This is a genomic window from Caldifermentibacillus hisashii, assembly GCF_039654145.1.
Classification (GTDB): Bacteria; Bacillota; Bacilli; order Bacillales; family Caldibacillaceae; genus Caldifermentibacillus; species Caldifermentibacillus hisashii.
Genome location: NZ_CP155467.1, coordinates 2,741,896 through 2,763,291 on the forward strand (window position 1 = coordinate 2,741,896; position 21,396 = coordinate 2,763,291).

Sequence of the window (21,396 nt, forward strand, 5' to 3'; positions counted from 1 at the left end):
TCGTCTTTCCTCAAACGCATCCCCCCTTTCAAGATTTGTAAAATTCACAACAACCAGAAACTCGGAAACGCCTTCAAAATATTAAATGAAACATTCATTTATATAGAGACATGAAAGAATATCTATAAAACTTATATTTTAGTTATCTAAAAATTTAGCTCCAAAGCCTATGTGTCACACAATATACGGTGCATGAATACAGGCAGGGAATGATCCGGAAAATCTTTTTCTTTAGCTCATCGTATTTTCATAGCGAATCAATAGAATAAATCATTAAGCCACAAAGCTGCTGCTCCCAGTACGGTAATGTCATCACCCAGTTTACTTACTTCAATGATTGTTTCCTCTCTGAGTTTATCGATAAGGACTCGCTCATGAATTGTTTTTTTAATGATCGGAAATATAATTTCTTTACTCTTCATCACCCCTCCACTTAAAATGATTTTATCGGGATTAACTGTATGGATGAAATTGACAATCCCAATTCCAATCAAACGACCGGTTTCTTCTAATATATGAATGTATTGTTTTTCACCTTGTTTTGCTAAACGGTAGACTTCCTCTGCTGTCAAGTTTTCCGGTGCGGTCGGTATCATTCTTTTTGCTCTGCGGACAATCGCATCGCCGGTAACGAACGTTTCAAAACAACCGATATTACCGCAACTGCATCGTTCACCCTCCAGCGAAATCGTCGTATGTCCAATTTCCCCCGTAACACCTTGTGCACCATGAATTAACTTATTGTCTACAATCAATCCGGACCCGACACCACGACCAATATTGATGACCGTAAAACGTTTGACAGCGTTTTCATTACCAAACCAAAACTCACCTAAAGCCATGGCCCGTGAATTATTTTCCACTTTAACCGGTAAACCAAATTTATTTTCCAGCGTTTGTTTAATAGGTACATTAATTAAACCGGAATTGACGGAAGAAAGAGAGGTACCGGTTTTGATGTCAATTACTCCGTGCATGGCTACTCCAATGCCTAAAACTTTCCCCGTATCGTGCTGATTTTTCGTTAGTAATTGTTCAACAACTGTAAGCAAGCATTCCAAAAATTTTTCTTTTGTTATATTGGGCCAAATTTCCGCTTCGGCACGGCTATGGATTTGACCTACTAAATCACAGACAATGCCTTTTATAATTTTCGACCCTGCATCGATACCGATTACATAATAGCCATCTTCTTTTAATTGTAGAAGTGTTGGTTTCCTGCCCCCTGTTGATCGACCAATATGACTTTCTTTTACTAAATTTTCATCAATCAATTCTTTGACAATACTGCTTACGGTAGGCGGTGTAATTCCTGTCTCTTTTGCAATATCTGCTCGGGAAATAGAACCAGACAAGCGAATTTTATTTAAAATTGTTGTTTTATTAACTGATTTCATCCATTCAAAAGTTCCTCGTTGCATCTCTCTCGCCTTTCTGGAAATGAATAATTATTTTGGAAGAGATTACTTAATTAAATTAATTAAGTAAGTACAATTAAATTATATATTTTCTTAACCTATTTGTACACACTTTTTTAAAAAAAATTCCAGCAATGGGGAAATTTTGTATATGGTAGCGCATATGAAACAACAGAAAGGCTTTACAGTTAGCAACACAGATGCTTTCGAAAAATTGATTATTCGGTTAGCCAACATATTCTGTTAAGCAATGATTTTTTTATATTAAAATGACCTTCTACCCTGTAAAAGTCGAGTAGAAGGTCAATTACTTTATTTGCTCAAATTATTTAATTTCTTTGCCAATCGTATAACGTCACGCGCAATCATGACTTCTTCGTTAGTTGGGATGACTAAAACTTTTACTGGTGAAAATGGATAGCTGATAAATCTTTCTCCTCCACCTTCTCGATTCAAATCTTTATCCCAATATACTCCCATAAATTCAAGACCACGTAAGACACGTTCACGTACAGCCGCACTATTTTCACCAATACCTGCAGTGAAGATTATGGCATCCACACCGTTCATTCGTGCAACGTAGGAACCAATATATTTATGAATATGGTTGGCAAAAATAGTTAAGGCAAGTTCCGCACGTTCATTACCTACATTTGCAGCCTCTTCAATATCACGTAAGTCGCTGGAAAAGCCGGTTATGCCTAACAAACCGCTTTTCTTGTTTAACACATTAATAACTTCTTCTGCAGATTGACCGGTTTTTTTCATAATAAATGGAATAAGTGCCGGGTCAATACTTCCAGAACGTGTACCCATTGTAATTCCTTCAAGTGGTGTAAATCCCATGGATGTATCGATGGATTTACCGCCATGTACAGCTGCAATACTTGCTCCATTTCCTAAATGACAGGAAATCAGGCGTAATTCTTTAATCGGCTTCCCTAACATTTCTGCAGCTTTCAAGGTTACATACTTATGACTTGTACCATGGAAGCCGTATTTACGAATACCATATTTTTCATAGTATTCATACGGAAGACTATATAAATATGAGCTTTTTGGCATTGTTTGGTGGAATGCTGTGTCAAATACAGCTACTGCCGGAACATTCGGCAAAATGTGACGGAATGCCTTAATTCCGGTTACGTTTGCCGGATTATGCAATGGCGCCAAGTCTGATAAATCTTCAATTTGTTTTAAAACTTCATCCGTAATCAGGACAGAATCATCAAAGACTTCGCCACCGTGAACAACTCTATGACCAACTCCATCAATTTCATCAAAGGAATTAATGATACCTGTCGAAATTAATTGATCTAAAAGAATTTGTACGGCTACATCATGATCCGGAATATCTTGTACTAATTTTACTTTTTCCCCGTTTACCGAAATAGTAAAAACTCCATCATTCAAACCGATTCGTTCAACAAGTCCTTTGGTAATTACTTCTTCCTCAGGCATTTCAATTAATTGAAATTTAAGAGATGAACTCCCGGCATTAATTGCTAAAATTTTTGACATGCTTTTCGCTCCTCATTATAAAATCATTATATCATTATTATGTGCGTTTCTTGAAGAAAGATTTAAGTGTGAATGAATATACAAATGATACCATCCTTCATTTAACCACGATAAAAATAATTATTCAATCATTTTGGGCATTTTTTACCTAGATATTCACAAAGTAATTTAATTGTGATATTTTTAACAAAAACTAGTATTGAATGAATTCTGAATCGCTAAGAAAAATCTATAATTACTGTAAAAAAAACGCTTGGAACCTCCAAGCGTTTTTTTAACCAAATGAGCGATTATCTAACTCATGGCACCATGTGCTTTCTTGTAACACGCATTTAACGAGCTTTATTTTCTCGAAACCAAATATCGATTTTCGCCATAATTGTTTCCATTTGCAATTTATTACTTAGGGAAGGCAGATTAACCAGCAAAACCTCTTTCGGGGGTTTTACTCCTTCCTTTTGTTTTTGTAAAACTAAAATACTTTTTGCGGCCTGTTTGTTTTTGAACATTGATTCCGGCAACTGCAACAAAGCTTGAATATGCATATGCTTTTTCATATATGTATGGAGTTTCATTGCCTCCGGACTTTCAAATAACCCATTTGGAATAACAAAAAATAAATAACCGCCGTCAACCGTATGCAGACAGCTTTTTTCAATAAAAAGATGATGGGCATAGGAGTGACCGGAATCAGCCTTTAATTCATATTCTGCAGCCCTTATATCATTCGGATAATACCCAACCGGTAAATCACAAACAACGACGTCCACCGGGTCAATAAACAACGGTTCAAGGCTATCCTGACAATCCAGTTGCAACGGATGTTCTTGTAAATTTGCACTGACATAAGCAAGTCTGATTAATACATCATCGACATCCACACCATAAGCATCGATTGTATGGTTAGGCAAATAATTCATAATGGTTGTTACAAGATTTCCGGTACCGATCGCCGGATCAAGCAGTGTAAATGTTTTTTTCGCACCAATGAATTTGTTAATTAAATAGCTGAGGAAAATTCCGATTGAATCCGGAGTCATTTGGTGGTTAGGTTGGACATTTTCCCGCATCCCTTTTAAACAAGCTAATTGGAACGCTTTTCGAATATCTTCGGCCGAATAGTTCATTTTTACTAAATCACGATAATACTTCTCTAGCCGCTTCTTCGTCATTTCACTAATGTTCTCTTGCCTTATATCATCTTGAAATATATTCTCACCCGTCTCCGCCAACGCCTCAAGATAGGTACATTCCAACTCGTTGACAAGCAGCCGGGTGGTTTCATTGAATGTTTGAAATAATACTTCTACCGGTGTTTGTATCAAATTTGAAGCCTCCTTACTTCCATTTACATATTCCAATTTATTTTAATAAATTTGGTATAAAATAACAAAGGAATTTTTGCATAAAGAAAACTCGCTGATGGGCGAGTATTAGGATGAGTATGACCACTGTTCATCGAAAAACACTACTCGATATAAGTAGATAAAATGGCCACTAATTCTCTTTAAAAAGCCTTTAATCAATGAAATATTCGATTCACCTCATTTAATAAAAGCGGGAAACTTTCTCTTTAAAAAAAGCCTTTAATAAATGAAACCCCGATTAAGATCGGGATTACTCGTTTTTATATGGTATATGCTTAACACTGGTGGTCATGTACCGGATTTTTTCTATAGTTCACTTGGATCGTACAGTAAACAAGAAACAACTCCTATTTGGCTTGTTTCGCTGCTTCAATTGCTGCTGTATAATTTGGATGGTTCGTAACTTCATTAACAATTTCTTTATATGTAATCTTTCCTGTTGAATCAACAACAAAAATGGAGCGAGCTAATAATCTTAACTCTTTCATAACAACCCCGAACGCTTCACCAAAGGAAAGATCGCGATGGTCGGACAGTACTTGTACATTTTCAATACCTGCTGCAGCACACCAACGTGCTTGTGCAAACGGTAAATCACAGCTGATTGTCAAAATTTTAACCCCCGGAAGACTGGCCGCTTCTTCATTAAAACGACGAGTCTGTGCATCACATACACCTGTATCAATCGACGGAACTACACTAATTAATCGCACATGTCCTTCACTATCGTTTAAAGTCACTTCAGATAAATCATTGGCCAATACGGTAAAATTTGGAGCCGTGTCCCCCACCTTTACTTCATTTCCTACTAAAGTGACCGGGCTACCTTTAAATGTAACTGATGTCATTTTTTCCAACCTCCAATTTTAAAAAATCCTTCAATATTTATCATAAACAAATTCAATTCTTCTTTCAAATTATTACCATCGTAGTAACAGTAATTTGGAATATAACCAACAGTTTGAGCAGATTTTAGGAGGTTCCCTTCCAAATTCACACCTGCTTTTAGGGTATCTGTTAATCCTTCATGAAAAAGAGGGTGCCCAGTCAATCGGAGCAACCTCTGCTTATTTTTACCGCAATTTTCGCTAAAAAACTTTAGTTGAAAGCTTTATAACCAGAAGTCAGATTTATGCAAATGGCGATTTGCCATTGCCCGATTCTGATCGTCTCTTTGTTTCAAAAAAGAGCAACAAATTTTAAATATTGAAATCCGCTTATTGTGATGAATTTCCGGAATTATTCGATTGCTGGTCACTTTTTTGGTTTCCATCTTGTTTTGTTTGATTTTTTGACAACATTTGTTGAACTTTTTCAACCGCACTAGGAGCAAGATCTAAGATTTTTTCAACAAGATGAGTACTTTCATCAATATGTAACATTTTTACTCCCTGACTGTTAACAATTAAAAATGCTATTGGGGTTATTGACACACCGCCACCACTACCGCCGCCAAATGGAAGCTCATTTTCTTTGCTTGACCCGTCAACGGAAAACTGTGAGCCGCCAGCTGCAAATCCAAAACCAACTTTTGAAACAGTTAAAATTACACTGCCATCCGGAGTTTCAACCGGGTCACCTATGATTGTATTTACATCAATCATATCTTTTAAATTTTCCATCGCCGTTGTCATTAGACCCTTAATTGGATGATCAGACATTTTAATCCCTCCTGATTATATTGATTGATCCTCTCTTTTTGATTCAGTTTGCATAGTCTTATAATCGGCATACGCTTCTGAAACCTGCCGCCAATATTTTAATAATTTCATTCCTGCTAAAATAGCATGCCCTATCCTTATCTGAATCATACATCTTAAATATGTTTGAGAAGCAATATGATTAAATACGGGAGTGATTTGCATGTCCGGGTACACTTTTAACGTAAAATAGTGGCTGATTACACCGATTACATTACCTTTTAATGCCCACCCCGCCCCGCAAGCGATGGCAGACGAAGCGGCATCCCCTGTACCGATAGCTGATTTCCATTCAAACTGAATAATTTGTAACTTTTTTAAAAACGATTTCAAAATTTTGTACAGTTCTTGTAAATGGGGAAGAAGTTGTTTAATCGGCGCCAGTGATGATAATCCGTCTTCATTATCGGTCTCTTGAACCATTCCATTCATTTCTTTATCCTCATGATCCGCTTGCAGTTTTTGCCGGTTTATTTTTTCAGAAGGAATTTTGATTCTGTATCGGAAAAGACCAAACAATGCTTTAATCTGAATCGTTGCCCACTGTTCTTTAGGCTCAAATTTATATGTGCAATCAATTTTTAGTTTGGTAAAAATGAGAATCATAAGTAAGAACATAAGTATGACAATCATGATTCCAATAATTTTTAGTATAATCACATTCCACACAACCCTTCAGCCTATTAGTATCGTCAGACTGAACGGAAAATAAACACTTGTATGGAAATAATTTGAATTGCAGAACAAATCGATGGATCTTGGTGGGGATGGAGTAAGCTGGGGGACATTTTATGGTCTTTCGCTTAATGGGTCTTGAAATGTCACATTTCATCTTCGCCTGACTAATTACCGTATAAAAAGGCCAAGGGAACCCCTGGCCAGCGCCAAACTTATTAAGAAACAGCTGCATTTTTTCTTGTTATATTTTTTCTTACGTAATTTTCATGGATCACGGTTGTATCTGCAAAATAATCATGCAATCCTTGTTTTTTCGGTAAAAAAGCTACTAATGCATATAGAATAAAAATACTTGCTGATATGTACCTGCCGATCCACTCCCGAAATAGGACCGTTTGCCATGACAATCGTTTTTCCTTTAAAGGGATAACTTTTATTCCAAAAATCATTTTCCCTAATGTTTGACCAAAATATTTTGTCAGCAAAACAAAGTATAAATAAAATACGACGGCCGATAAAATATTTGGTAAAGAAAAGATTCCATCAGCAGATTCCTGATCCAGAAAACCAAGAATGGGGCTTACGATTAATTGTCTCAATCCTGCAATAACAATAAGATCGACCAAATACGCCCAAAACCTCATCCAAAATCCGGCATAGGCATACAAATCAGCCGATTCTTCATTATCATTAACTAATTTGGTGCTGTTCATTTTGATACCATCCGAATCATCCACAAAATCTTGATTATTCGTATCAAGTAGTTCCTCGTTCGTGCTCTCTTCATTGGTTCCGGTAACTATTTCATTTTCTTCTAACCGATCATCGCCATTATTCATGAAGTTACCCCCTATTCCGAATAAAGATACATTAATCGCGGTGAATTTCGATGGGACAATAACTGGATAAGGGAAGCCGTCTCAGCATCTTTTCCAAACCACTTGCCAACATTCATACCGAGGAATGAACCTAATCCCCAGTAATCATCGACATAGCGAACCACTTGTGCATCATTTAGCTTTTGTTCCTTTTTCATTGCAGCAATGGTGTCATCTAAATAACCAAATTCATCAATCAAATTAATTTCCTTGGCTTGTCGTCCATCATAAATCCGTCCATCTGCAATTTGTCTCACCTGTTCTTCAGGCATACCGCGCCCGTTAGCAATTACCTTAACAAAATCACCGTAAGCATTATCTATCATTTTTTGTAAAATCGCCCGCTCTTCATCGGTCATTTCTCTAGTAGAACTCATTATATCTTTATATGGACCGCTTTTTATTGTCACTGAATCAATACCTAGTTTATTTGCAAGTTCGGTCACGTTATAACTTTCCATAATAACACCAATTGAACCTGTCATCGTGTCTTTACTGGCAAATATTTTTGTGGCAGGTGCGGATATGTAATAACCCCCGGAAGCGGCCATTGAACCCATTGAAACATACACCGGTTTCTTTCGTTTTTGTGTTATTTCAACTAATTTATCATAGATTTCTGCACTTTCAACAACCCCACCACCCGGGGAATTAACACGTAAGACAATGCCTCGAACTGTGCTGTCTTCTTCAATCGCATCCAGTTTTTCCATAAATGAATGATGATTATAAGTTTCAGTGCTCACCAACGAACCTGCTTCACCCGTATCTTGAATAACTCCTTCTACGTTCAAAACAACTATTTTTTTCATCGGGTTTCCTTCTTCAATTACTTCTTCGGTGTATTCCGTTTCAGGAAAAATTAATTTTGATAATGCTTGTTCTCGTTCACTGGAAACAACGGATTGAACAATGGATACACCCGTTGAAATGATTAAAATGACGGCCGCAATCCCCAATGCAGCCCAGCGTTTACCGTTCACTATAAAACCTCCTAATACAAATTGAATCTTCCCTTTTCATAAAAACTTCCCGAACTATCATTATACACGAATTTTTTTTATAATTGTAGAAAATATTTACAGTGTTAAGGTAAAATTTTATAGAAATGCGCAGGCAACTGTTTATCCTAGTACAAACCGGACTCGAGCAGTTGACCTATAATTCTGTTTGGAAAACATTCATCTGCATATTTATATGTACTCATTATTCTATTAACAATAAAAGGACGGAGATTTTATACTCCGCCCTTAAGCCATATATATCATGTTTAGTTATTAAGAAAATCGACCACTCATTTGTTGTTGTGCCATTGAAACAAGGCGTTTTGTGATTTCTCCTCCAACGGAACCATTAGCACGAGAAGTTGTTTCAGCACCTAAGTTTACACCAAACTCTTGAGCAATTTCGTATTTCATTTGTTCTAAAGCTTGTTCTACTCCAGGTACAAGAAGTTGGTTACTGTTATTGTTGTTTGCCATTGTGTTTCACCTCCTTGTGCTATTATAGTGTGTCGAAACAGGAGGATTCATTCATAGCATAAAAAGGTAAATGTTAGCAGCCAATCATAATTTTGCCAAACTTACACATGTGGGATGGTTCATGTCACTTGAAAATTGACAGCAACCAATAATTTGCCAAGCCTCACCCGGTTAAACGTTAAAACAAATCAGCAAAAACATTTTGTTGATTTTCTTCTTGGCTAGACAATTTGATCGTTTCTATATGATTCACAGCCTTTTGAAGCAATGGCTCGAAATCAAAATGGGTTTCATATTGATTGGCTTTATCCCGTTTTGGTTTTGTTTTTGGTTGTGCCGGGGTAAAAATCGTACAACAATCTTCATACGGTCGATTGGATATTTCCAATGTATCAATATCTTCTGCAATTTTAATAATATCTGTTTTATCCATTGAAATTAACGGGCGAATAATTGGTGTATTGGTTACTTCATTAATCGTAAACATACTATCTAAGGTCTGACTGGCTACCTGCCCTAAACTTTCCCCTGTTACAATCGCCAACCCTTCTTGTCTTTCCCGAATTTCATCAGTAATCCGGAGCATCATTCTTCTCATAATCGTCATCGCATAATTTTCATGTACTTTTTCGTATATTAATTGCTGAATTTCGGTAAAAGGTACAATGTGCAAGTTAAACTGCCCGTTGACTCTGGCTAATTTTTTACCTAAATCAATCACTTTTTGTTTCGACCGTTCACTTGTAAATGGTGGACTATAAAAATGAACACCTTCCAGTAACAGTCCACGCCTCATTGCCATGTAGCCGGCAACCGGACTGTCGATGCCACCCGATAACATAAGCATGGCTTTTCCACTTGAACCGACCGGAAGACCACCTGCACCTTTAATCACTTCACAAGTTAAATATACCGCATCTTTCCGCACTTCAACCTTCAATTCCAAATCCGGATGATGCACATCGACTGTCAAGCCCTCTATGTTTTGTAAAAGATGGCCCCCTAACAAATTATTCATTTCGTCGGAGTGGTATGGGAATTCCTTATCTGCTCTTCTGGCTTGAACTTTAAAAGTTTTCCCTTGCGCATGAAGTTTTTGAAATAATTTCAATGAACTTTCTTTGATCAATTCCATATCTTTGTTTACACGGACAACAGGACTGAACGATTGAATGCCAAAAACATTTTTTAACCTTGTACTTACTTCATCAAGTTTTTCACCGTTCAAAATAATATACATCCGGTCGCGATTTGCTTTTATTTTAATCCTAGGAAAATCGCGGAGGACATATTGGACATTTTCTCTCAATTTATCTACAAAAAGACCACGGTTTCTCCCTTTCGTAGATATTTCACCGTAGCGTACTAATATTTGATCATATATCATGTTATCCCCTCATTACCGGTTTTAAATTCTTAATACTTTGTTTGATTATAGCTACTGCTTGTTTTGCCTCTTCCATTGTATTGTCAAATGATAGACTTATCCGGATTGATGTTGTCGCCCGTTCTTCCCCTAAACCCATGGCAAGAATCGTTCGACTTGGTTCATTCGTTCTGGATGAACAGGCACTTGTTGTGGAAACATATAACCCATGTTGTTCTAATTCGTGTACGAGTACTTCCGCTTTAAATCCTTGAACAGAAAAATTAATAATATGGGGAGCCGTATTTTGTTTAGGGGTATTCATTTTCACCCCTTCAATTAATTGCAATTTGTTTATTAAAAAGTCCCGAACATCCATCATTGTATCAATTTTTGCTTCATAATCCAACATGCCGAGTCGCAAAGCTTTTGCCATTGCAACGATACCCGCGAGATTTTCTGTGCCGCTTCGGAAACCTCTTTCTTGTCCCCCACCGGCAAGCAATGGTGCAAGTTTTAAGCCTTTTCGGATATAAATTGCCCCGGTTCCTTTTAACCCATGAAATTTATGGCTGGAAATGGATGCAAAATCAACATTGCTTTCATGGAAGTCGAGAGGTACTTTCGTTACGCCTTGAACATGGTCGACGTGAAATAATGTTTTCGGATGGTTTTTCAACAATTCTCCAATTTTTTCGATCGGTTGAACGGAGCCAATTTCATTATTAACATGCATAATGGAGACGAGAATTGTATCTTTACGAAGAGCCTTTTTTACATCTTCTACTCGAACTCGCCCTGTTTCATCCACAGGTAAATAGGTGACATCAAAGCCGCTATTTTCCAATTGAATACAAGTATTTAATACAGAGGGATGCTCAATCATCGTCGTAATCATATGATGACCCCTGTTACGGTATTTCTCTGCAACGCCTTTGATTATAAAATTATTTCCTTCTGTACCCCCGGAAGTGAAAATAATTTCCTGTTCATCGGTCTTAAGCAATGTTGCGATTTGATTTCGTGCCTGACTTAACAAATTCTCTGCTTGTAGACCTAGATGGTGAACAGAAGACGGATTACCAAAATAATTTTCTGCTACTTTATAAAATGTATCTAAAACCTCTTTTTTCGGTTTCGTTGTCGCACTATTATCAAAGTAAATCATGAATGATCTACCCTCCTTATATTTTGTCTTTTATCCGAACTTAAAATACAGAAAGCCAAATAAAATGCACTTCAAGCAGTGGGGGTTTCTATATCCCCACTGATTTTTTGGTCATTTCGTAAAATTTCGGCCTTTTCCAGTTTTTAACGTATAAAAAAAGGAAATCACATGGACGTGACTCCTTTCATTTATCAATACACGAAAACACAATAGAATAACTTTTTTTCATTCGATGGTAGAAAAAATATTGAAGATTATTCAATGCACATCTTGCTCATATTCTTCGTTGATTAACTCTTCAATTTTCTTTAATGCACCGGGTTCAGCCTCTTCAACTGCGGCAGCTGCTTCTTCAAACGCACTACTATAATCATAACGCCGAAATGCTTCTTCTGCAACAGTTAATCGCTTATGAACAGCCGGATATTTTCTCCGGTATCTGTTTCCGTATTGAATAATTTTCTCAATAAAATAGACGTTTTCAACCATTTCCACTACTTGGTTATGAATGTCATTAACAATCGACTCCGCTTTTTGTAAAGAAGTCTGGACAAACTGCATTCTTAATGGTTTTTCATCTAAACTATTGAAGCAATCTTGGATGACCTCCTGTGCGTCTAATAATTTTGTTTCTATGTCTTGTGGAACCCCGGGAAGATTACTCCGTTCCAACAATCTTGCAGTATCTTGAAACAATTTCCTCAAATTTTTAATTTTTTCCCTGGCTTCCATTTCGTCTTTACGAAGAGCTTGCAATATTTCTAACAGGGATTGTTGTTTATCCTCTACCTCTTTCATGTTTGCAAAAATTTCTTCAACCTTGTCTCTTAATACGGAATAGGCGGCCGATGATAGATTTTCATTTGTTAACATGAGTTCAGCCATTTTTTTCATTGTTGCTGTTTTTTCTTCAAGTTCACTTAAGATTTCCAGTTCGGCTTCAGACATGTGATAGGTCTCTTTTACTTGTTCAACTTCATTTTTAAGGGATTCGTTTTTAGCGGTAATATTCGCCAAAGACTCGGTAATTTGTGATTGATTCGATAAAACATATTTTTTCGCCGTAACTTCTCCCTCTAATAAATCGTATATCACTTCAATTTGCCCTTTTATTTCTTTTAAACCATCTTCAATCCCGTCAATTTCAGCCGTTTCAATCGAACGAGTATACGATTGGAGCGTATCTTCCAGTTTTTTAATGACTGCAGAAAGCCCAAGATGTTCAAGATGATATCCCTCTTCCACCATCTCATTTATTCCGTTTTTTATTTCCTTCAATTGCTCCGGTATTACATGGAGACATTCATTCAATAAAAGTGGTATGGATTCCATTTTTACATTTAGCGATTCAAGTTCTTTCTTCAACTCCATGATTATTTCCCGTGCAGTTAAGTAATTTCCTTTTTCCGTTTCCAAACCAAATTGATCCATTTTTTCGGTAGCGGATACGATTTGCTGTTCTAAATTTTTACTTGCTTTTCCATACGCATATTGATGAGCAAGTAATTCCTTTTTCAATTTCTTGTATAGTTCTTGTAAACCGATTATATCTTCTCGATTTTTTTCTTCACTGCCTATGATATCATGTAAATTTGCTACCATTTCATCAATTTTCATTTCCGCTTCTTTTAAGGAAGTTTCAATTTTTGTATAAACTTGTTTGGCTTTGGAAAAACGGTATTTTTCAACCAGGTCTTCTGCCTCGTATAACATCTCTTCAACATTTGGTAATTCTTCTGTTACAATTTCATCCCAGGCAGTCCGCCAGCGTTCAAAATATTCTTCCGTTTCCCCTGCCATTTTTAACTTCTTAATTTTGCTGACCTCGTCTAGTACCGGTCGGTTCATTAATTCAATTTTCCATGCTTCTAATCGATCAATATAAGTAAAGTTCTTTCTTTTTACAAAATAACCGATTATATATAAGACAATAAGTATCAAAATGATTCCAATTATGTATATCATCGTATGCCCCCTGTCAAACCCATACTATCTATGTCAATGAATGGAAAAATCTTATTATTGCTTATATGATACCATGAGAATGACAATTTTTGACGTTATTTTTCAATTTTTTTTGCGTTTTTTTGAAAAAACTACCCAGTTAAGGGAAAGGACAAACACCTTCATGAGGACGTCAAATCTGAGGCAATCCGCTTCTTGCTTCAAACATTCCCCGTTAATGAAACATTTTCCGTTTCAACCAGGGTATTATCAATCCAGTGGATAATATGGTCTTTATATTTTTCTAAATAATATTGTTCTTGATAATAAATATTCCAAACTTCCGACGTATAAATAGAATTTAAAAACGGCATCGTCATGATTCCCTTTAATTGGGTGATGATTACTCCAACGTGAACTTTTTTCAATTCCTGACTTTTCATCCCTTTTTCGAGAATGGATTGCAGTAAATATCTTTCTTTACGAAAATAGGTCGTCATTGTTTCCCTGACAATTTGTGAGTCGATGGAAACTTCGCGCCAAACGAAACGAGATAATTCAAAATTTTGATATTGATAATTCATCAATTGATTAATTACATATTTTAAACAAGCCAGTACAGGCTGTCGCTCAAATTTTAATAGGGAGTCTTCGATAATATTGATATACGGTTCAAAAAAGGAGATAAAGGCATATTTCAATAATCCGTGCTTTCCTTGGAAATAATAAGAGATGGTGGACACATTCATATTGGCGGCTGTAGCAATTTCACGTATCGATGTACCACTATATCCTTTAATATTAAATTCAGATAGGGCAGCTTTAAAAATTTTTTCTTTCGTCTTTAATGTATTGTTCAAAATGTACACATCCCTTCTTTTATTGTAAAGTAATTAAATGCCATATATATTAAAAATTATTCGAGCCATGACCTCTTTCTTCCTTTAAAAATTTATCGACAAGTTCTTTCTTTCTTTGCTAAAATGATTAATAAATTGAAGAAATAAGGTGATTTTCCATGTTTGCTGTCGAAAAATATAAGGGACCAAAGGAAGAACAATTTAATCTTGTTGTTAAACAATTAACAGCTTTAATTGAAGATGAAGATAATATGATTGCCAACTTAAGTAATGCTTCTGCGTTATTAAATCAATTTTTAGAACGGATTAACTGGGTTGGATTTTACTTATGGGATGAAGAAAAAAATGAACTCGTACTCGGACCGTTTCAAGGGTTGCCGGCATGTGTGCGAATTCCGTTTGGTAAAGGAGTGTGCGGGACGGCTGCGGAAAAGAGGGAAACTTTGGTTGTTCCGGATGTAAACCAATTTCCCGGACATATTGCCTGTGATGCAAATAGTCAATCAGAAATCGTGATCCCAATGATAAAAAACGATCAACTAATCGGGGTCTTGGATATTGATAGTCCGGAAGTAAATCGTTTTGATGAAATAGACAAGAAGAAACTGGAAGAATTTGTCGCCGCATTAGTTAATCATTTATAAGAGTAAAAGAAGCGTGAGAGCCTATTTGCGATGTGCAGACTGGCCGGCTATGTTGCAACTCATGGCTAACCACGTCCTGTAGCCGAGCGCCCCGATGAGAACAGATTTGCTTTCTAAACGTATAAACCGAAAAACGACCTCTCATATGTTGAGGCCGTTTTTTAATGACGAATTAGAAGCTTTGGATTATGATCTTTTGCTTTCAAAAGGAAGTATCGACGAATGACAAGTGCCTGTTATCCGCTTGGTTTGGGAGGGCACGATGTTGGTTACATAAGTTTTGCCATAAGGACGTGGGAGATTTACTGTGTTCCTTCACCACTAACTCACAGAAGTTACACTATTTTACACTGGCAATCGCCCGGTTTTTTCCTCGGTTTTTCGCCAAATAAAGGGCCTCATCCGCTTTTTTAAACAACGAAAAAGGACTTTCTTTGTTTTTTTCGTTCCAATGAGAAATACCACATGAAATTGTAACCGGGGGATCAATCGAATTGGATGTCTCCAAAACCAATTGTTCTCCTAAAGAAAGGCCTTCTTCCAAAGAACAATTTGGCAAATAAATAGCCAGTTCTTCTCCGCCCCAACGTGCACCGACCTCATTCATCTTTAGATTTTTTTTGATAATCTTAGCAATCTGGATCAAAATTTGATCACCGACTTGGTGGCCGAACGTATCATTGATAATTTTAAAATTATCAATATCAATTAACAAAAATGTACCTTGTTTATCTTTTTCTATCGATTTTTGCATTTGTTCATCCAGGTAATTTCGTGTATATAATTTTGTTAAATAATCCGTGATAACAAGCTGCTCCAACCTTTCACGTAATATCGTGTTTGTAAAAGCTAATGAAACATGCTGTGTAATCGATTGAAGCAATTTAAAGGTATTAAAAGAAAACTTGTAAGGAATACGATGTAAAACAATGATGAAACCGATTTTATGTTGTTCCCGTTTTAACGATTCAGCCATAATTGAACGAAAGGGACTAACCAGATCGTTATCATCAGGTTCAAAATTCCCGATAAATAGAGACTCCTCCCTTGTGTCCAAAAAGTCTTTAACAAATTGAAGGAATGGGAAACAGTCCTTATCATTGAAAAAGGGTGTGCTTCCGGTTAATACATTAAATTGATTTTCCTCAAATAAGATAATTCCTACCTCTTCCGCATAAAAAGCAGACTGTAACTCTTCGGAAATATTATGGACAAGTTCTGTCAGGCGTAAATTGGCATTTAATTTTTTTGTCACTTTCGTAATCAATTGTAAATCATTGACCAGTTGTCTGGACTGTTGATACAAATGGGCATTTTCCATCGCCGTACTTGCTGTCCCAATAAGTATGGAAATAAATTCAATGTCCTGACCGGATATAAGGATCGTCTTTTGGGCCTCGATCTTTAAAACCCCGTATATTCCTTGTTTCCCTTTTAATGGAAAATATAAATAACGTTTTGACAGTTTTAATTCATGTTCAATTTTATAATTACCGGTTATAAAAGTTTCCATGATCGCTGCATTACTCTTGGTATAATCAAGCGGTTGAATTCGGGAATCATCGTTATCTATATTATTATAGTTTGATAAGAAAATTTGGTATTGAAAATAAGGATAGAACTCCTCCAATGAATCCAGCACTTTCCTCAATACCGCATCGATATCAATGGTCGAATGCAGTTGACTTGTTACATTTTGCAATAATTTATAACGTTTCTTTTCATGTTTTAAAATGCACAATTGCATGACCTTTTCAAAATATTGATAGACAGTTTTTGATAATGTTTCCCAAAAAGAATCTGAGAAATGATGATTTTTATCTGGAAGTTTAAACAGTAGGATGCCAACTAAATCATCATGTTGACCAAAGACAAAGAGGGATTTATCGAATGGAACTTGGTCATACCTTTCCATAGGGAAATTTACTATAAATGCTCCTTCCCTTAAATATTTGGTATACATATCTTTTTGCCATGTATCAAAGAACGACAAAGAAGGCGTTTTAAAAGAAAGAAGGAACTGTTCGTTTTCACTTAAAACATTTTTATAGATTAAAAAATGAACATGACTCAATTGAAGTTCACACTTTAAAGCATTAAAAAAAATTGAAAAATAATTAAAATCATCCTGTTCTTTTTCCAAAATCTTAAAGTCTGAAAATATTTTACTTCTAAGTTTTAAAATAACCCTTTCTTCTAATTTATCCATAGGCCTCACCTAAAATATATCATTTTTATATGAAACAAAAAAACAGCCATTATTTTAGAACTAGTACTTTTATATCATTTTTCAACAAGACAAACAAGAGATTACCATCAGATAGTGAATAAATACCGGTAATATTTTCATAATCCGCAATTTCAAATTGAAAAGATTCATTTTTTAATTGAATTTTAACTTTGCCATCAGATTCAAGCCGGTAGGGAAGTGTTTTATTTGAGTGATCATCACGATAAAATTTATCCCGCTTTTCCTTGATCAATTTGGCATTATAAAATGTCCATTTTTTCTGTACCAAAGTCCATACGCCATTTTTATTCCGGTCGGCCAGCAGACGAATTGGTTCATTATCGATTTCGACTTCTTTTATAGCTTTAAACCGATTTTTATCCATTCGGTCAATTTCATATAGTATCAATAAGTGCTTTCCATTCAATCGGCGATATACTGCCACTATAGGTGAATCCTCAAGTTTTTCAGATCGATGGATGACAACAGCCTTCATCTCATATTCTGTATTTTCTGTTTCTTTTTGTTGTAAAAAAAATCCGATTCCCACAAGGATGATGGAAAGGAATATAATTGTTATTCTAGTTGCCCTTTGCCTGTTTGTTTCATTCATAACATTCACTCAAAACTATCTTTTTTATTGTCTATTATATCATGTTATTGAGAAATTATGGTCATTTGCTATCGTAATCTTTCATATTTTCATTGGGAATTGTTGGTAAATAACGAAAACAGGTAATTGCGAAGCCGCTGTAGAAGTGCTGAATAATTATAAGATTATTTGTTAAACACCATATTTAGATCTATTTTTGTGGTTTAACCTTCTATATATTGTGTAAATGAACTTACTTATTCAAATTGATTTTCAGTGGCCCCGTAATTGCCTGGGACAAAGAAAATCCTCATTGGTTGAGATTCACTTTATTTTCTTGACTTCTTTTGTTGTATCCCATATAATATTCGTTGTGTAAAATATGGCAGCCTATGTGTACATGTTTATGCGTACATTTTGTTGGTCATATAAAGAGGCAGGATTCCGCGGCTTTAAATAATCCTGCAGAGTTAGCAATTTTGATGACTTTATATGAGCTGTATCGTGTAACCCTCTGCTGCTAGGGCGATGGTACATGAAAACAAAATGGCGGTAAATGATGTATACATCTGTTTTTATTTTACAAAATAAAAACATTAAAGGAGGAGCTTTCATGGCTCGTTATACAGGTCCAAGCTGGAAAATTTCCCGTCGTCTTGGTATTTCTTTAAGTGGAACCGGTAAAGAATTAGAAAAACGTCCATATGCCCCGGGGCAACATGGTCCAAACCAACGAAAAAAATTAACTGAATATGGTCTGCAATTACAAGAAAAACAAAAATTACGTTTTATGTACGGCTTGAATGAACGTCAATTCCATAACACATTCATTAAAGCAGGTAAAATGAAAGGTGTTCATGGTGAAAACTTCATGATTTTACTTGAATCACGCCTTGACAACCTTGTTTATCGCTTAGGATTGGCTCGTACTCGCCGCCAAGCACGCCAATTGGTTAACCATGGTCACATCCTTGTTGACGGTCGTCGAGTTGACATCCCATCTTACATTGTAAAACCGGGTCAAACTATCGGCGTTCGTGAAAAATCACGGAATTTACAAATTATCAAAGAAGCTATTGATGTGAACAATTTCGTTCCTGACTTCTTAACTTTCGATGCAGACAAATTAGAAGGTACTTACAGCCGCTTACCGGAACGCTCTGAACTTCCAGCAGAAATAAACGAATCGTTCATCGTTGAGTTCTATTCACGTTAATAATTTTTTTAATACAAAAAAGCCCACAAAGTCTCGGTATACGAGTTCGATGTGGGTTTTTCTAATAATCCTGTATTAATTTTGCTCTTTCAAACTCCTGATCTCGTCGGCTGATAACCCTGTAAGCGAAATAATCAGGTTTATGTCTAAACCGCTATTAATCATTTTTATTGCTATTTTTCTCTTTTCTATTAATTGGCCTTCCATAATTCCTTTGTTCAGTCCCTCTTTGATCCCTTCTTCTCGCCCTTTTTCTCTACCTTCCTTTATTCCTTCTTTGATTCCCTCCTTGATTCCTTCTTTGATTCCTTCTTTGATTCCTTCTTCTCTTGCTTCTTTTTTCCATCTTTCAAATAACTCACCAAATGTAATGACTTCTTTTGTTTTTTCAGCTTGAGCCATATCGACACCCTCCTCCTTAAATATTCTGAAAATTTCTTTCATAAATTTTTCATGTAAATCGTCAGGCAAGTATAAAATAGCATCAACAAATATTAAAAGTTTCATACCAATATCCGACTCGACAAATGAGTATCTTTCTTTTATTATTTGTGCCAAATTTACTTTATATGTGTAGCGTTGCTCAGCATTAAATCTCGTACTTGCCTGATATTTCCCTGCCAAAAGTGCTAAAGCAAATGGATTGTCTGAAGTAAATAGTTCCGTTTCTGTGAAGTTGTTAAGATGATGGACACGAAATTGAAATTGTACACTAGTCCCTAAAAAGTGATGATCAAACGTGGTTGGATGTTGCGCTGATGGATCAGTAACCAGTACAATGGAATATATATTTTTTCTGCCTTTATCGAACAGTTTGTAGTACATCTTGAACATTCGTTCGGAAATGTCTCGTCCATCCCCTTGAACCTCGATATGAATGGTTGCTTTTTTCATTGCATATTTCCTTTTTAATTTTACATCAAAAATCTTGTCCGCAATATGCTTTCCTATCCTTTGCTTTGAATGAATTGGAAATAATTCCTGCTCCATCGGTTGTAGCTTTGCCGCAAAGTCAATTTGTTCAAAAAGTTCCGGCTCCAATAAAAGTAAAAAAGAATCTAACATACCGGCAATGATTTCTTTCCAATGGCGATCAAAGTCAATCTTATTTGCATCATACATCTCCTGTCCCTCAAAAATAAGACTGTTTAACAAATTCATACCTCCCTCTAATTCTACCATTATAGCAAAAGCAAAAATAATTTTCCATTATTTTCAATATTTTTACGACCAAACAGATAGTAATTTTTGGTGAATTTATATTTATCATTCGTTTTATTTAAAGAAGGCCAAGGAAGTCACGAAAAATTATTATTGATTCATTGATGTTTTAATAATTACTACAATATAAATTTCAGGTGGTGTATAAGTGACAAATCCTTCATTTAGTATTTGACTCCCATATTCCTGTTACAGATTATCGTTTTTTTTTAATCTTTAGCGACGTCTACATATAAATTCCAACAGAAGAGTCTATTTCCTTCTCAACGCTCTTCGTTCAGCGTATTCCAGGCATAGTGGACAAACTTTTATTGGTCTTCCACTATCATCCAAATAATTTATCATATTGCTCCTATTTTTCTTGCAAAAGTAACATGTTTTCCTGCTAAAAAGTCCCTTAATTATTTTCATATTGCAACCCCCTCTTCTCGATAAATTTCGACAAAAAGAGTTAAATTCCTCCAATCCCACAGGAAAAATATTACGGATGATAATTTTATGCATAGATTTTCCGTAAACTACCAAAGTTTGATGAATACCATAAAAGTACTTAATTTTGTCACGAACACAAAAGTCCTCAATTGTATAACTTTTGTGTTCGTATTTTTCCAAACTGTAATTAGAATCTTATTAGTGTGAGATTAGTTGAAGCTTTTGCAAAGATTACCCATTTCTATTGCTCCAACAGCTGCTTCGTAACCTTTATTTCCTGCTTTTGTACCCGCACGTTCGATAGCTTGTTCGACTGACTCTGTTGTTAAAACACCAAACATAATAGGGATTCCACTTTGCAACCCTATATTTGCTACACCTTTCGCTACTTCACTGCTTACATATTCAAAATGCGGTGTAGCTCCTCTTATGACTGTTCCTAGTGTAATAATTGCGTCAAAGCCACCTTGGTCTGCTAATTTTTTTGCTGCAAGGGGGATTTCAAAAGCTCCTGGTACCCACACGACTGTCACATCATCCTCAGTGACACCATGTCTCTTAAGGGCATCTTCTGCTCCATCCAGTAATTTACTCGTAATAAACTCATTAAATCGCGAAACGACAATTCCAATTTTCAGACCTGTACCAACTAAGTTTCCTTCGAGTACTTTTTTCATAAT

At 35.9% G+C, this 21,396-nt stretch carries 19 protein-coding genes; 2 read left to right on the forward strand and 17 right to left on the reverse strand.

The window, feature by feature from the left end; genetic code table 11:
* Positions 1-257: 257 nt before the first annotated feature.
* The 13 genes from NSQ14_RS13320 to refZ form a co-directional block, all read right to left on the reverse strand.
* On the reverse strand, positions 258-1,421 hold the full coding sequence (locus NSQ14_RS13320) for an ROK family transcriptional regulator (RefSeq protein WP_041847926.1): 1,164 nt from the start codon (positions 1,419-1,421) through the stop codon (positions 258-260).
* A gap of 309 nt (positions 1,422-1,730) precedes the next feature.
* Complete coding sequence (locus NSQ14_RS13325; RefSeq protein WP_041846451.1) at positions 1,731-2,939, reverse strand: acetate kinase; 1,209 nt, start codon at positions 2,937-2,939, stop codon at positions 1,731-1,733.
* A 332-nt stretch (positions 2,940-3,271) separates the two neighbouring features.
* On the reverse strand, positions 3,272-4,261 hold the full coding sequence (locus tag NSQ14_RS13330; protein ID WP_041846483.1) for a class I SAM-dependent methyltransferase: 990 nt from the start codon (positions 4,259-4,261) through the stop codon (positions 3,272-3,274).
* Positions 4,262-4,653: 392 nt separating this feature from the next.
* Positions 4,654-5,154 carry a thiol peroxidase gene (tpx, locus tag NSQ14_RS13335; RefSeq protein WP_034771682.1) on the reverse strand — a complete coding sequence of 167 codons (501 nt, stop codon included), beginning with the start codon at positions 5,152-5,154 and terminating at the stop codon, positions 4,654-4,656.
* A 369-nt stretch (positions 5,155-5,523) separates the two neighbouring features.
* Positions 5,524-5,967: a GerW family sporulation protein gene (gene ytfJ, locus NSQ14_RS13340; RefSeq protein WP_034771683.1), complete on the reverse strand. Its 444-nt coding sequence runs from the start codon at positions 5,965-5,967 to the stop codon at positions 5,524-5,526.
* A 15-nt stretch (positions 5,968-5,982) separates the two neighbouring features.
* Positions 5,983-6,666 (reverse strand): DUF2953 domain-containing protein, encoded by a 684-nt coding sequence (locus tag NSQ14_RS13345; RefSeq protein ID WP_346216476.1) that lies wholly within the window; start codon positions 6,664-6,666, stop codon positions 5,983-5,985.
* 233 nt (positions 6,667-6,899) lie between these two features.
* Positions 6,900-7,397 carry an RDD family protein gene (locus NSQ14_RS13350; protein ID WP_034771727.1) on the reverse strand — a complete coding sequence of 166 codons (498 nt, stop codon included), beginning with the start codon at positions 7,395-7,397 and terminating at the stop codon, positions 6,900-6,902.
* Positions 7,398-7,534: 137 nt separating this feature from the next.
* Complete coding sequence (sppA, locus tag NSQ14_RS13355; RefSeq protein WP_034771686.1) at positions 7,535-8,545, reverse strand: signal peptide peptidase SppA; 1,011 nt, start codon at positions 8,543-8,545, stop codon at positions 7,535-7,537.
* Between the two features lie 294 nt (positions 8,546-8,839).
* Positions 8,840-9,043, reverse strand: a complete 204-nt coding sequence (locus tag NSQ14_RS13360; protein WP_034771687.1) for an alpha/beta-type small acid-soluble spore protein — start codon at positions 9,041-9,043, stop codon at positions 8,840-8,842.
* Positions 9,044-9,221: 178 nt separating this feature from the next.
* Positions 9,222-10,430 carry a tRNA uracil 4-sulfurtransferase ThiI gene (gene thiI, locus NSQ14_RS13365; RefSeq protein ID WP_269919734.1) on the reverse strand — a complete coding sequence of 403 codons (1,209 nt, stop codon included), beginning with the start codon at positions 10,428-10,430 and terminating at the stop codon, positions 9,222-9,224.
* 1 nt (position 10,431) lies between these two features.
* Positions 10,432-11,577 carry a cysteine desulfurase family protein gene (locus NSQ14_RS13370; protein ID WP_269919735.1) on the reverse strand — a complete coding sequence of 382 codons (1,146 nt, stop codon included), beginning with the start codon at positions 11,575-11,577 and terminating at the stop codon, positions 10,432-10,434.
* 258 nt (positions 11,578-11,835) lie between these two features.
* Positions 11,836-13,542 (reverse strand): septation ring formation regulator EzrA, encoded by a 1,707-nt coding sequence (gene ezrA, locus NSQ14_RS13375; protein WP_346216477.1) that lies wholly within the window; start codon positions 13,540-13,542, stop codon positions 11,836-11,838.
* A 200-nt stretch (positions 13,543-13,742) separates the two neighbouring features.
* Positions 13,743-14,381 (reverse strand): forespore capture DNA-binding protein RefZ, encoded by a 639-nt coding sequence (gene refZ / locus NSQ14_RS13380; RefSeq protein ID WP_034771691.1) that lies wholly within the window; start codon positions 14,379-14,381, stop codon positions 13,743-13,745.
* A 158-nt stretch (positions 14,382-14,539) separates the two neighbouring features.
* Between refZ and NSQ14_RS13385 the strand changes: the two genes are divergently transcribed.
* Positions 14,540-15,025 carry a GAF domain-containing protein gene (locus tag NSQ14_RS13385; protein WP_034771692.1) on the forward strand — a complete coding sequence of 162 codons (486 nt, stop codon included), beginning with the start codon at positions 14,540-14,542 and terminating at the stop codon, positions 15,023-15,025.
* A gap of 340 nt (positions 15,026-15,365) precedes the next feature.
* On the opposite strand, the gene NSQ14_RS13390 is transcribed toward NSQ14_RS13385, so the two are convergent.
* The gene (locus NSQ14_RS13390) at positions 15,366-17,234 is read right to left on the reverse strand and encodes a sensor domain-containing diguanylate cyclase (protein ID WP_041846446.1); all 1,869 of its coding nucleotides are present in this window, start codon (positions 17,232-17,234) and stop codon (positions 15,366-15,368) included.
* 49 nt (positions 17,235-17,283) lie between these two features.
* Positions 17,284-17,868: a hypothetical protein gene (locus NSQ14_RS13395; RefSeq protein WP_251245920.1), complete on the reverse strand. Its 585-nt coding sequence runs from the start codon at positions 17,866-17,868 to the stop codon at positions 17,284-17,286.
* A 592-nt stretch (positions 17,869-18,460) separates the two neighbouring features.
* Here NSQ14_RS13395 and rpsD point away from each other — a divergent pair.
* Positions 18,461-19,063, forward strand: a complete 603-nt coding sequence (gene rpsD, locus NSQ14_RS13400; RefSeq protein ID WP_034771697.1) for a 30S ribosomal protein S4 — start codon at positions 18,461-18,463, stop codon at positions 19,061-19,063.
* A 75-nt stretch (positions 19,064-19,138) separates the two neighbouring features.
* Here the strand turns inward: rpsD and NSQ14_RS13405 are convergent, their stop codons facing one another.
* Positions 19,139-20,218, reverse strand: coding sequence for a hypothetical protein (locus tag NSQ14_RS13405; RefSeq protein WP_041902851.1), 1,080 nt, complete (start codon positions 20,216-20,218; stop codon positions 19,139-19,141).
* Positions 20,219-20,925: 707 nt separating this feature from the next.
* Positions 20,926-21,393 (reverse strand): 6,7-dimethyl-8-ribityllumazine synthase, encoded by a 468-nt coding sequence (gene ribH / locus NSQ14_RS13410; RefSeq protein ID WP_034771701.1) that lies wholly within the window; start codon positions 21,391-21,393, stop codon positions 20,926-20,928.
* Positions 21,394-21,396 lie beyond the last annotated feature (3 nt).